A 12474-nucleotide genomic window follows, 5' to 3' on the forward strand; every position below is an offset into this window, starting at 1 on the left:
GCAGGACCCGGCTTCGCGTCCGCGACGGCGTCGCGGCGGAAAAGGCCGCCGGCCGACCGACGCAGGGCGCCCCGCCTCCCTCGGTCACCGCGGCCCGCAGCCCGACGACCAGGCGGTCGGCGGGCTCTCGCTGACGGAGGTCGCGGCGCGGCTGGACGAGCTGATGGCGTCCGATCGCGAGCACCTCGGGCGTCGGCTGGAGCGGGTCCGGCGGACGTCGGACCCGCGCAAACGGGACGCTGAGCTCCAGAGTCTGCTCGGCACGATCGAGCAGGCCGAGCGTCGCGTCGAACAGCGCCGGCTCGCGATGCCCGAGATCACGTACCCGCCGGAGCTCCCGGTCAGTCAGCTCAAGGACGACATCGCGGCCGCGATCCGGGACCACCAGGTCGTGGTCGTCGCAGGCGAGACCGGCTCCGGCAAGACCACCCAGCTGCCGAAGATCTGCCTCGAGCTCGGTCGCGGCGTGCACGGCATGATCGGGCACACCCAGCCCCGCCGGCTCGCGGCGCGCACGGTCGCCGAGCGGATCGCGGAGGAGCTCGGCACCGAACTCGGCGACACGATCGGCTTCGCGGTCCGGTTCACCGACAAGGTCAGCGAGCGCTCGCTGGTGAAGCTGATGACCGACGGCATCCTGCTCAACGAGCTGCAGCGCGACCGCGACCTGACCCGGTACGACACGCTCATCATCGACGAGGCGCACGAGCGCAGTCTCAACATCGACTTCATCCTCGGGTACCTGAAGCGCCTGCTCCCCCGCCGCCCGGACCTGAAGGTGATCATCACCTCGGCGACCATCGACCCGGAGCGATTCGCCGAGCACTTCCAGGCCGCGGACGGGACGCCGGCGCCGATCGTCGAGGTGTCCGGCCGGACCTACCCGGTCGAGGTGCGGTACCGGCCGATCAACGACCCCGACGACCCGCGCACGATCGACCGCGACCAGACGCAGGCGATTCTGGACGCCGTCGAGGAGCTCGAGTACGAGGCCGACGGCGACGTCCTGGTCTTCCTGTCCGGCGAGCGCGAGATCCGCGACACCGCCGACGCGCTGAACGACAAGTACGCCGCGCAACGCGGCCGGCCCGGCGCCGTCGAGATCCTCCCGCTGTATGCCCGGCTGTCGAACGCCGAGCAGCATCGCGTCTTCCAACCGCACTCGACGCGCCGCATCGTGCTCGCCACGAACGTCGCCGAGACCTCGCTCACGGTCCCCGGCATCAAGTACGTGATCGACCCCGGTACGGCGCGGATCTCGCGGTACAGCCACCGCACCAAGGTCCAGCACCTGCCGATCGAGCCGGTCTCGCAGGCCAGCGCCAACCAGCGCAAAGGCCGCAGCGGCCGGACCAGCGACGGGATCTGCATCCGGCTGTACTCCGAGGAGGACTTCCGCAACCGGCCGGAGTTCACCGACCCGGAGATCCTCCGTACCAACCTCGCGTCGGTCATTCTGCAGATGACCGCGATCGGGCTCGGCGACATCGCCGCGTTCCCGTTCATCGACGAGCCGGACCGGCGCAGCATCACCGACGGCCTGCAACTGCTCACCGAACTCGGCGCGATCGAGACGCCGAAGGGCGGCCGGCTGACCCCGATCGGCCGCCAGCTCGCGCAGATCCCGCTCGACCCACGACTCGCCCGGATGATCGTCGAGGCCGACAAGCACGCCTGCGTCCGCGAGGTGATGGTGATCGCGGCGGCGCTGTCGATCCAGGACCCGCGCGAGCGGCCCGCCGACGCCGAGGCACAGGCCCAGCAGGCGCACGCCCGGTTCCGCGACCCGAACAGCGACTTCCTCGGGTACCTCAACCTCTGGAACTACCTGAAGAAGCAGCAGAAGGAGCTGTCCGGCAACCAGTTCCGCCGGATGTGCCGCAACGAATACCTGAACTATCTGCGTGTCCGCGAGTGGCAGGACATCTTCGCGCAGCTGCGCCAGGTCGCGTCCCAGATCGGCGTCAAGCTGAACAGCGGCGAGCCGGCCGACCCGCAGAGCGTCCACATCGCGCTGATGTCCGGTCTGCTCAGCCACCTCGGCATGAAGGACCCGGCGAACCCGCATCAGTACCTCGGCGCGCGCGGCACGAAGTTCGCGATCTTCCCGGGCTCCGGGTTGTTCAAGAAGCCGCCGCAGTTCGTGATGGCCGCCGAGCTCGTCGAGACGTCGAAGCTGTGGGCCCGCGTCAACGCGAAGATCGAGCCCGAGTGGGCCGAGGATCTCGCGCCGCACCTGATCAAGCGGTCGTACTCCGAGCCGCACTGGGAACGCAAGGCCGGCGCCGTGATGGCCTACGAGAAGGTCACGCTGTACGGCGTGCCGATCGTCGCACGGCGCAAGGTGAACTACGGCAAGGTCGACCCCGAGGTGTCGCGCGAGCTGTTCATCCGGCACGCCCTGGTCGAGGGCGACTGGGACACCCACCACAAGTTCTTCCACGAGAACCGCAAGCTGATCGAAGAGGTCGAGGAGCTCGAGGAACGCACCCGGCGCCGCGACCTGCTGGTCGACGACGAGACGCTGTTCACGTTCTACGACGAGCGCATCGGCGCGGAGGTGGTCACCGGCCGGCACTTCGACACCTGGTGGAAGAAGGCGCGGCAGCGCGACCCCGACCTGCTCGACTTCGAGCGCTCGCTGATCGTTCGCGAGGGCGCGGAGGTCAAGGAGGAGGAGTTCCCGCTGCAGTGGACGCAGAACGGGATGACCTTCGACCTCAGCTACGCGTTCGAGCCAGGGACGGACGCGGACGGCGTGACCGTGCACATCCCGCTCCTGGTACTCAACCAGGTCACCGCTGACGGGTTCGAGTGGAGCGTGCCAGGGTTTCGCGAAGAGCTGGTGACGACGCTGATCAAGTCACTGCCGAAGGCGATCCGGCGCAACATCGTGCCGGCTCCGGACCACGCGCGGCAGATCCTCCCCCAACTCGACCCGGCGTCCGGTCCGCTGACCGACGCGATGGCCCGCGCCTTGCGGGAGCTGCGCGGTGTCGAGATCGCACCCGAGGACTGGGACTGGAGCCGGGTGCCCGAGCACCTGCGGATGACCTTCCGGGTCGTCGACGACAAGCGCAAGACGGTGGCCGAGGGCAAGGATCTCGCGCTGCTGAAGGAGAAGCTGAAGCCGAAAACCAAGGCCGCGATCTCACAGGTCGCGTCCAAGGCGGTCAACGGATTGGAGAAGTCCGGGCTCACCGACTGGACCTTCGGCGATCTCCCCCGCTCCTTCTCCGAGCACCGCAACGGATTGACGGTGGCGGGCTATCCGGCGCTTGTCGACGAGGGAAAGAGTGTCGCGATCCGGCTGCAGGAGACCGAGCGCGATCAGGCCGCCGCGATGTGGGCGGGCACTCGGCGTCTGCTGCTGCTGACCATGCCGTCGGTGATCGACGTCGTACAGCGCCAGCTGACCAACCAGCAGAAGATGACGTTGCTGGCGGGTCCGCATCGCAACGTCGGCGAACTGCTCGACGACGCGATCTCGGCGGCGGTCGACCAGTTGATGGCTGCCGCGGGCGGCCCGGCGTGGAACCTGACCGCGTTCTCGATCCTGCGCGACGCCGTACGGTCGGAGCTCGCGGACACCGTGCTGACGATCCTGCAGCAGGTGGAGCAGGTGCTCGCGCATGCGCGGACCGTGGACAAGCAGATCTCCCGGGCGTCGTCGCCGGCGCTGCTCGCGTCGCTGTCCGACATCCGCGGCCAGCTCGAGGGGCTCGTCCATCCCGGTTTCATCACCGAGACCGGAGCCAAGCGGCTGCCGGACCTGGTCCGGTACCTGCGTGGGATGGAGCAGCGCCTCGACAAGCTCACCACGAACGCGGCCCGGGACCGTTCGGGGATGGCGATCGTCGAGGTGCTCACCGAGGAGTTCCGCAAGAAACTCCGCGCGGTCCCGACCGGCAAGTATCCGAGCGAGGCTCTGCTGGAGGTGCGCTGGATGCTGGAGGAGCTGCGCATCAGCCTCTTCGCGCAGACGCTCGGCACGCCGTACCCGGTGTCGGAGAAACGCATCCGCAAGGCGCTCGCCGACAGTTAGGAGTTCAGCAAGCGGCGGGCGTGTTCGTGGACGGCCGTGCGGAGTTCTGGCGGCTCCAGGATCTCGAAAGGCCAGTAGATACGGCAGACCTGCGCGACCAGCGGTCCGAGTTCGTTCGCGGCGAACCGGACCTCGCAGGTCGTGTCGTCGATCGCCTCGACCACACCCTGGCTCGGTGGGATTTGCCCGGCGACCTCGTCGGCCGGTGCCTGGACCCGGAGCCGGGCGACCAGGTCCCACGGCGCGACTCCGGTGCCCTCGGCAACGAGTGTGACGGGGTCGGGCGGGTCGACGAAGCGGTAGCGGTTGCCGGTGAGGACCGGCTGGGTGATGCGGTCGACACGGAACGTGCGCCAGGCCTGACGTTCCCGGTCCCGGGCGACCAAGTACCACCGGCGGCCGGTGTGGACGATCTGTAGCGGTTCGACGCTTCGCTCCGATTCGGCGCCGTCGTGGGTGCGATAGCGGAACCGGATCCCTTCGGAGTGCCGGCAGCCCGCGGCCAAAGTCACCAGGACGCCGCTGTCGACCGGCGGTAGCTCGCCCTGGGGTAGCTGCGTGGTGTGGGCGGCGATCGCGTCGACCTGTTCGCGCAACCGCACCGGCAGCACCTGATGCAGTTTGGCGAGCGCCGAGATCGCAGCCTCCTCGACGCCGGAGACCGTCGTGGTCGTCGCGACCCGGAGGCCGACCGCGATCGCCACGGCCTCCGCATCCTCGAGCAGCAGCGGCGGTAGGCGGCCGCCCAGTCCGAGGCGGTAGCCGCCACCGATCCCGGCCTCGGCGTCGATCGGGTACCCGAGGTCGCGCAGCCGCGTGACGTCCCGCCGTACCGTCCGCGGCGTGACCTCGAGCCTCGCGGCCAGCTCGGCGCCGTACCACTGGGCGCGCGAGTGGAGCAAGGACAACAGCCGCAGCATCCTTGATGCAGTGTCCATCGGGATCTATTGTCCAGGATTCTGCGGACCGATCCTGTCCGCAGGTCGTCCTACCGTGCGGTGTATGACCACGACACAGCATCTCCTCGACCTGTCCGACTTCGCCTGGGCGCGGCTGCGCGACCGCCTCGCCGGTCTGACGGACGACGAGTACTTCTGGGAACCGTTCGACGGCTGCTGGTCGGTCCGCCCGAACGGCAACGGCTTCGTGAGCGATCGGTCCGCGCTCCCGCCGGAGCCGGCGCCCTTCACCACGGTGGCGTGGCGGGTCACGCATCTGATCGACATCCTGCAGGCGGAGCGCACAGCCACCTGGTTCGGCCAGGAGCCGGCGCCCGACGACGGTGAGCCGACGGAACCGGGCTCGGTGCAGGCCGCCCTGGCGGCGCTCGATCACGCGTACGCCGTCCGGCGCCGCCGGCTCGCTGCATTGAGTCAGGAGGACCTGGACCGACCGATGGGTGAGATCGCGGGGCCGTATGCCGAGCACGACGGCACGTCGTTCGCCCTGCACATCCTCGACGAACTGATCCACCACGGCGCCGAGGTCGGCACCGTCCGCGACTTCTACCGCGGTGTGCACGCCGAAGACCCATTCGCGGCTGCCCTTGCAGGTGAGCTCACGTCGGCCGACCGCCCCGCACTGCTCGCCGAGGCGGCCGCCGCGCAGCGCTGGGAGGTCATCCCGCAACTCGCGGACCTCGGCTTCGCCGTCGACGAACCTACGGCGGACAACGTCACCGCAGCCCACCTCGCGGCCGGAGCAGGCTCGCTCCCCACTCTCCGGTTCCTGGTGGAGAACGGCGCGGACCTGTCGCTGACCGACTCCCGGTTCAACGCCGACGTACTCGGATGGGCGCAATGGTTCAAGCAGACAGATGTGGCGGAATACCTCACGACGATTGTGCCGGAGTACCTCGCGACGATCCGATCAGCACCCGAGTCCCGTTAGGAGCGGTGACCAAGCTCAAGGAGCGAGAGCTGGCGCCGTCTTGATCGATGTGCCGGCGACGGCGTTGCCGTGATGGCTCCGGAGATGGCATGCCTCCTGTCTTCAGAACGGTGGCGGGTCGTGAGCCGCCTGCCGGGGACCGGCGGTGGGATTTGCGTCGGGCTGCTGGGTGATGGGGCCGCGGGCGGGTGGGACGGTGGTGTAGCGGTGCCCGGTGGGCGTGGTCAGTGTGATCGACCCGTCGGGGTGGCTGACGGTTTTCCATCTCCAGGCTTTGGTGTCCTTGATGACGTGGTGATATTCGCAGTACGGCGCCATTCCGGTCAGGGTTGTGCGGCCTGATTGCGTGAACGGGATGAGGTGGTCGCGGTCGCACTCGCGCGAGGTGCGGTTGCAGCCGGGCCAGGCGCAGACGGGGTGGCGGGCGAGGAGGGTTTCGGTGACCAGCACGCCTGGGTCGTGGCGGGTGGTGGAGGCCTCGAGCACCGATCCGTTGGCGGGGTCGGTGAGGAGCCGGCGCCAGGTGCCGTCGGCGGCGATGCGACGGGCCATGCCGGCGGGGATGGGGCCGTAGCCGGTGAGTTCGGCAGGGTCGTTGTCGAGGCCGAGCAGCGTCGAGGCGGGGACGACGACCTCGATGTGCGGGCGGCGGCGGTGCTGGTCGGGCAGCCGCCGGCCGAGCCAGTCCAGCCCGTTGCGCAGGATGTGCTCGAACAGATCCGCGGCCACATCCGCGCGCCGCTGCTCGGCAGTGCGAACGTCCTTCTCCGACGCAGCACCCACAGCAACACCCGCAGCAGCACCCGCTCCGGCGGCGGCGCCGGTGCTGCCGGCGGAGGCGTCGTCATGGTTGGCGCCCGGATCGCGATCGGTGTCGGGTCTGGCATCCGGGGACCCTGGGCCGGCGTCCGCGAGAGCCGGCACTCCACGATCCACCGGTGCACCGCGCGGCGCGATGGCGTCGTCATCGCTGACGGCGTCGGTGAGAGCGTCGGTGAGAGCGTCATTGAGAGCGTCGGTGGCGGCGTCAGGGGTAGCGGCGTCAGCGGTGGCGGCGTCACGGGTAGCGGCGTCAGCTGTGGCGGCGTCACGGGTAGCGGCGTCACGGGTAGCGGTGGCGGCGTCAGGGGTGGCCGCGTCGATGGCGGTGGATGCGGTCGATGCGGTCGCGGCGTCGGCGTCGGCGTCGGCGTCAGGGCTAGCGGCGTTGGGGGTGGCGGCGTTGGGGGTGGCGGCGTCGGGGTGGCGGCGTCGGGGGTGGCGGTGGCGGCAGTGGCGGTGGCGGCAGTGGCGGTGGCGGCAGTGGCGGTGGCGGCAGTGGCGGTGGCGGCAGTGGCGGTGGCGGCAGTGGCGGCAGTGGTGCCACGTTTGGCGAGGGCGGCCATGGCTTGGATGGTCACCCACATCCGCTGAATCTTGTCGGCGGTGTGCACGATCCACAGTCCGGCCATGCCGTTGGCCAGCGGGACGATCTTGCAGGTCCGCTCGGCCACCGCGGCGCGGTGCTCGTCGGCCGCTTGCGAAGCGGTGTGTTTGGCGACCTGGCGGCGCAGCGACTCCATCAAGTTCCGGTGGGTTTGCTTCGCGGCACGTTTCAGCACATGCGCCTCCACCGCCCGCGCCGCCTCATCGGGCAGAGCGCTGGTCGCCTCGGAGATCGCCAGCGCCTTACCCCACGTCAGCGCCCCACACCGCAACCCCGAATGAGTGGCCGACAGCGACGAGGTCAGACGCAACGCGGTCGCCACCCGCCGCCCCACCGTGTTCGGCGACAACCCCAGCGCCAGCGCGATCTCGCCATACCAGGACCGCTCCGCGTCGACCGGACGGCCCCTGGAATCGAGCTGGGTCGGGCGCGGCGACTCGCGATGCTCGGCGCGGCGCTGCCGGACGAACGACGCCGTCGCGCTGGCCTTGATCGCCTCGCCCCAGCCGATCAGCCGGTCCGCGGCCCGCATCAACTCGATCAGCGCCATCGGCGACATCACCTCTGGGCGGGTCATCTCCAACGCCGACGCCAGCGCGCCGCCGGGCGGTAGCGACACCCAGGCCGGCGCCTCCCGGCGCAACATCTCCCGCTCCGCCGCATCCTGTTCGACACCGTCCCATTCCTGCCACTCGAACTCGTCCACCCGCGAGTAGCGATTCAGGCCCAGCAACGCGTCGAGCTCCGCGTCCAGTTGGTCCTGCTCAGTAATGAAACGCGCATCTTCAGGGAGCTCAGAACCAGTCAGTTGGTACAGGTCGTCCGGGATGTAGTCATCGTCCAGCGGCTCGCAGCTGCAATGGAGGCACGCGCCACCGCCAGGGGCCGCATCGGTGCGTGAGGCGGTATCGGCGGCGACCCGCTGGCCGCTGCCTGTCCCGGTTCCGACGCTCATCTGCATGTGCCAATATTAGAACGTATGTTCGCTTCAATTCAAGTCTCGGAGGGCGCCGGAAGGGTGCCGGTGTCGTCATGTCGCACGACATGAGTGACAGTTCTGCATCCAGACATCGGTGACTGTTCGGGCGATGTTGGTTGACGGCGGACGAATCGACCGTTCCGATGAGGTTCGCGAGTCCCCGCAAGATCCACGCCGATCAGGCCGACATCGACACGCCGCTCGTCCGCGAACTGGTGGCCGTTCAGTTCCCGCAGTGGGCCGCGCTGCCGCTGGAGCCCGTCGACTCCGGTGGATTGGTGAACGCGATCTACCGCCTGGGTTCCGACCTGTCCGTACGGCTGCTGCTCCGGCGTTCGATCACCGACATCGTGCAACGGGAGCAGGCGAAACCGATCGCCTCGACAGAGGGGATGGCCACCTCGCGGCATTCGCGCCGTTCCTGCCTGTACGCACCCCTGCCCCGACGCGCTCGCCGACCCACGCGGGCTGGCGACGGACCTCGCGGCGTTCGTCGACGCGTTCCGGCGGATCGACCTGCCGGACCGGCCGCCGGCGTATCCGGGCGAGCGCCGCACGCGCGCCCCGATGGCCGCGATGGACTCCTCGACGCGCAAGGCGATCGGCCAACTGGATGGCCTGATCGACACTCGCGCAGCGCTGGCGTCGTGGGAGGAGTCGTTCGCGGCGCCCTACGACGGGCGCGAGGTGTTGGTGCACTCGGACCTGACGCCGAGCAACCTGCTCGTGTCGGCGGAGGGCGGGCTGACAGCGGTGCGCGACTTCGAGACATGCGGTGTCGGCGATCCGGCGTACGACCCGTTCCCCGTGTGGTACCTATTGCCCGCGAATGTCCGCGACGAGTTTCGTGCGGCGCTGGACGTGGACGACGCGACGTGGCTTCGCGGGCGCGTGCTGTCACAGGCCCTGATCGTGTTGGCGCATCACAAGGACACCAACCCGACGCTGGCGAACGATGCACGGCACGCGATCGGCGAGGTGCTCGCAACTCCTGGATGAGGTCTCTGAGCTGGCGATCGACCGTCAGCTCCCATGCCTCGCAGCCCTAACGACGTTCCACCAGCTTGGTCAGCCGCGGGAACCTGACCAAGCTCGTCGAGGACATCGGACCGGCGCCCGGCGTGACTTACCGCGGCAACGGCTGAGCTCCCGCTCTTCCTTCGAGCAGCCGGCCTGTTGTCAGGGGACGAAGGCTCGTTGGGAGCGGTGGCGGAAATCGGTGGGGGTCAGGGCGTGCGCGGTGGTGAAGCAGCGGGTGAAGTAGGACTGGCTGGTGAAGCCGCAGCGGGTGGCGATCGCGGCGATCGTCAGGTTGGTTGCTGCCAGCAAGGATGCGGCGTGTTCCAGGCGGAGGTCTGCGACGAAGCCGGTCGGTGTGACGCCGTACGCTGCCCGCATCGAGCGCGACAGGTGGCCGGCGCTGACACCAGCCAGTTCGAGCAGGCGCGGTACGCCGCCGCGGAGGTTGTCCTCGGCGCGCATCGACGTACACGCCTCGGCCAGCCAGTCGGGTACACCGGAGCCGCTGCGGTCGGCAGGAGCGAGCAGGTCCAGCAGGTCGATCCAGAACCGAAGCAGGTCGTACGTCGTCGGATCACTCTGGAAGCGGTCCAACGCGTGCTCGAAGACAGGTACGGCGGCAGGCTGATGGAAGGTGACCGGACCGCGGGACGGCCAGGACGCGGTCCGGGTGAGGTTCAGGAATCCTTGCCACAGCGAGCTCGGGAACGCGACGTTGACGAACTCCAGACCGTCCGGCGCCGAGCCGCGCACCGCGTGCCGGTCGCTCGGCCGGACCAAGACCACGTCGCCGGCGCGCAGTGGCGCGGTGCCCGTGGTCAGCAGGTGCTCGCCGCTCCCGGCCAGCACTCCCATGAACTCGTGGAAGTCCGCGTGCGTGTGCAGCTCGGTGTCGCTGGCCCGGGCGGGGATGCGCACCCGCGCGGCGTGGTACGGCCGACCGAACGCATGCGCCTCGAACCTCAGCACCTGATCCACATCACGACAGTACAAATTCTCGTCGTACCGCTGCTAGGCCTCGGGTACGCCGAACCCGCACGCTGAAGGCATGTTCGAAACAGACGGCTACGTCATCTTCCGCGACGTCATCGACCACGACCTGATCAAGGAAGTGAACGATCATGTCGAATGGCTGCAGGCCCGGCATCCCGAGGTGCGGCCCGAGCAACTCGGGCACATCTACCTGCGCGACGACCCGTTCTGGGTGCGGCTGATCAGCGACGACCGGCTCGTCGACATCGCCGAGCAGTTCATCGGGCCGGACATCGCACTGTTCGCGTCGCACTACATCTCGAAGCCGCCGTACTCCGGGCAGCCGGTGCTCTGGCACCAGGACGCCGCGTTCTGGCCGCTCGACCCGATGGAGGTGGTGACGCTCTGGCTCGCCGTCGACCACTCGACCCCGGAGAACGGCTGCGTGCGGGTAATCCCCGGCAGTCACCGCTCCGACGTGGCCGGGATGCGCGACAACACCGAGGTGCAGAGCGTGCTGGGCAAGGAGATCGCGGTCGAGGTCGACGAGTCGCAGGCCGTCGACATGGTGCTCGCGCCGGGCGATGTCGAGGTCCACCACCCGAACATCGTGCACGGCAGCAACGCGAACACATCGCCGTACCGGCGCTGCGGGCTGACGATTCGCTACATCCCGACATCGACGCGGATCACCGACCCGGAGACGCCGTACCCGAGCGCCTTCCATCTGCGCGGGAAGCCCGGAGTGAACAGCTACCAGCCGCGGCCGCGGTACGTCGAGGGCCGGCACTTCGCATACCGCGGAGCCCGCTGAGCCGGACAGACGAAAGGGCCCGCCCTCGGGGAGAGGACGGGCCCTTGCACGTGATTACTCGAGGCAGATCCGGAACGGGTGTCCCGCCGGGTCGGCGTAGATCCGCCAGCCGCGCTCGTTGTGCGCGGGCGGCGGGTCCAGGGGGTCGAGCGGTTCGGCCCCGAGGGCGACCACGGTGGCGTGACCGCTGGAGAGGTCCTCGACGATCAGGTCGAGGTGGAGATCCTGCGCGTCGGTGCCGGGCCAGGTGGCCGGCACGTACTCCTCCGAGCGCCGGAAGGCCAGCGTCGAGACGCCGAGCGAGGAGCCGGGGCCGGTCAGGCTCCGCCAGTCCTCGTCACCGTTCTCGTCGATGTCCAGCCCCAGCAGCGCCGAGTAGAACTGGGCGAGCTCGAACGGATCCGGGCACTCCAGAACCACCGAGCCGAGCCGCCCGGCAGTACTGCCCGGCTGCTCTGCCACCTGCGTCATCTGTCCTCCACATTCTGTACGTCAACCGGCCCCTGGTCGCGGGGCAGGTGCGGGCAGGGCCCTCTGGTCGGAAGGCCCGGCCGCCTACGATGACAGGTCGCGGGGACACTTCGCACCTTTCGACACGCGTTCTCGCCGACTGAGCCGGTTGCTGACAGTGAAGGATCGAGTTCGCTACCACTATCAGCCGGTGACACTGGTAGCGCGGCGCCGCTCCCCCAGCTTGCGGACCTTGGCTCGCGTCCCGCAGTCAGCCATCGCGCACCAGCGGCGCGAACCGTTCCGGCTGCGGTCCAGGAACAGCCATCCGCAGCCACCGTCCGCGACCGGGCAGGCGCGCAACTGGCGGAGCTCCACAGTCCGGATCAGCTCGACCGCCGCGACCACCAGCCGATCGGGAATCAGTTGGGCCGGCGACGTCCCGACGACCAGATCGGCAATACCGTGCTCGCCGGCCCGCGACGGGACGAGCATCGACCTCGCAGCCGCCGCCGACCAGCGCAACATCAGCCGTTCGAAGGCTCCCCCAGGCTTGTCGTGCGCGTCAGTGGCCGCCGAGTGGGCGGCCCGTGGGGCGAGCACGTCGTACGTCGCCTCGCGAATGTCCAGCGTCGCGTTGAGCGCCTTGGTCGCCAACTCCGGAGCCGTCCGCCAGGCCTCCTCGACCGCCTGTTCCTCGCGCGCGTCCAGAAGCCCGCAACGGCGGCTCCAGGCGAGCAGATCGGCCGGTACGGCGAGGTGGTCGAAGTCCACCGGACCGCCCGGAATCCGCGGGCTGACCGTGTTCACCAGATCGAGGGCGGGGTGTCCGCCCACGATGCGATATTCCGCGCGAGAACTGTCGGTCATGGATGAGA

The 12474-nt window shown here is 69.3% G+C and carries 11 protein-coding genes; 6 read left to right on the forward strand and 5 right to left on the reverse strand.

The window, feature by feature from the left end:
- Nucleotides 1–130 precede the first annotated feature (130 nt).
- Entirely contained in the window at nucleotides 131–4045 is a 3915-nt protein-coding gene (gene hrpA / locus AB0B82_RS10550; RefSeq protein WP_360165014.1) for an ATP-dependent RNA helicase HrpA, read from the forward strand.
- Here the strand turns inward: hrpA and AB0B82_RS10555 are convergent.
- Nucleotides 4042–4983 (reverse strand): transcriptional regulator, encoded by a 942-nt coding sequence (locus tag AB0B82_RS10555; protein ID WP_360164883.1) that lies wholly within the window; start codon nucleotides 4981–4983, stop codon nucleotides 4042–4044. The two genes, hrpA and AB0B82_RS10555, sit on opposite strands and share 4 nt — an antisense overlap.
- Before the next feature lie 64 nt (nucleotides 4984–5047).
- On the opposite strand from AB0B82_RS10555, the gene AB0B82_RS10560 reads away from it, so the two are divergent.
- Nucleotides 5048–5935 (forward strand): DinB family protein, encoded by an 888-nt coding sequence (locus AB0B82_RS10560; RefSeq protein WP_360164885.1) that lies wholly within the window; start codon nucleotides 5048–5050, stop codon nucleotides 5933–5935.
- Nucleotides 5936–6037: 102 nt separating this feature from the next.
- Here AB0B82_RS10560 and AB0B82_RS10565 read toward each other — a convergent pair whose 3' ends face one another.
- Nucleotides 6038–6718: a hypothetical protein gene (locus AB0B82_RS10565; protein ID WP_360164887.1), complete on the reverse strand. Its 681-nt coding sequence runs from the start codon at nucleotides 6716–6718 to the stop codon at nucleotides 6038–6040.
- A 63-nt stretch (nucleotides 6719–6781) separates the two neighbouring features.
- Between AB0B82_RS10565 and AB0B82_RS10570 the strand changes: the two genes are divergently transcribed.
- From AB0B82_RS10570 to AB0B82_RS10580, 3 genes are all read left to right on the forward strand, one after another.
- Complete coding sequence (locus AB0B82_RS10570) at nucleotides 6782–7348, forward strand: hypothetical protein (protein ID WP_360164889.1); 567 nt, start codon at nucleotides 6782–6784, stop codon at nucleotides 7346–7348.
- Nucleotides 7349–7642: 294 nt separating this feature from the next.
- Nucleotides 7643–8077, forward strand: coding sequence for a hypothetical protein (locus AB0B82_RS10575; protein ID WP_360164891.1), 435 nt, complete (start codon nucleotides 7643–7645; stop codon nucleotides 8075–8077).
- A gap of 731 nt (nucleotides 8078–8808) precedes the next feature.
- A complete protein-coding gene (locus AB0B82_RS10580) occupies nucleotides 8809–9339 on the forward strand; it encodes a phosphotransferase (RefSeq protein WP_360165016.1) in 531 nt (176 codons plus the stop codon).
- A gap of 180 nt (nucleotides 9340–9519) precedes the next feature.
- Here AB0B82_RS10580 and AB0B82_RS10585 read toward each other — a convergent pair whose 3' ends face one another.
- Nucleotides 9520–10338 (reverse strand): AraC family transcriptional regulator, encoded by an 819-nt coding sequence (locus AB0B82_RS10585; RefSeq protein WP_360164893.1) that lies wholly within the window; start codon nucleotides 10336–10338, stop codon nucleotides 9520–9522.
- A gap of 70 nt (nucleotides 10339–10408) precedes the next feature.
- Between AB0B82_RS10585 and AB0B82_RS10590 the strand changes: the two genes are divergently transcribed.
- Nucleotides 10409–11146 carry a phytanoyl-CoA dioxygenase family protein gene (locus AB0B82_RS10590; RefSeq protein ID WP_360164895.1) on the forward strand — a complete coding sequence of 246 codons (738 nt, stop codon included), beginning with the start codon at nucleotides 10409–10411 and terminating at the stop codon, nucleotides 11144–11146.
- A gap of 54 nt (nucleotides 11147–11200) precedes the next feature.
- Here the strand turns inward: AB0B82_RS10590 and AB0B82_RS10595 are convergent, their stop codons facing one another.
- Together AB0B82_RS10595 and AB0B82_RS10600 are read right to left on the reverse strand one after the other, a co-directional pair.
- Nucleotides 11201–11617, reverse strand: a complete 417-nt coding sequence (locus tag AB0B82_RS10595) for a VOC family protein (protein ID WP_360164896.1) — start codon at nucleotides 11615–11617, stop codon at nucleotides 11201–11203.
- Between the two features lie 183 nt (nucleotides 11618–11800).
- Nucleotides 11801–12466 (reverse strand): CGNR zinc finger domain-containing protein, encoded by a 666-nt coding sequence (locus tag AB0B82_RS10600; RefSeq protein WP_360164898.1) that lies wholly within the window; start codon nucleotides 12464–12466, stop codon nucleotides 11801–11803.
- Nucleotides 12467–12474: the final 8 nt, after the last annotated feature.

Source organism: Kribbella sp. NPDC048915 (assembly GCF_040649595.1).
Lineage (GTDB): Bacteria > Actinomycetota > Actinomycetes > Propionibacteriales > Kribbellaceae > Kribbella.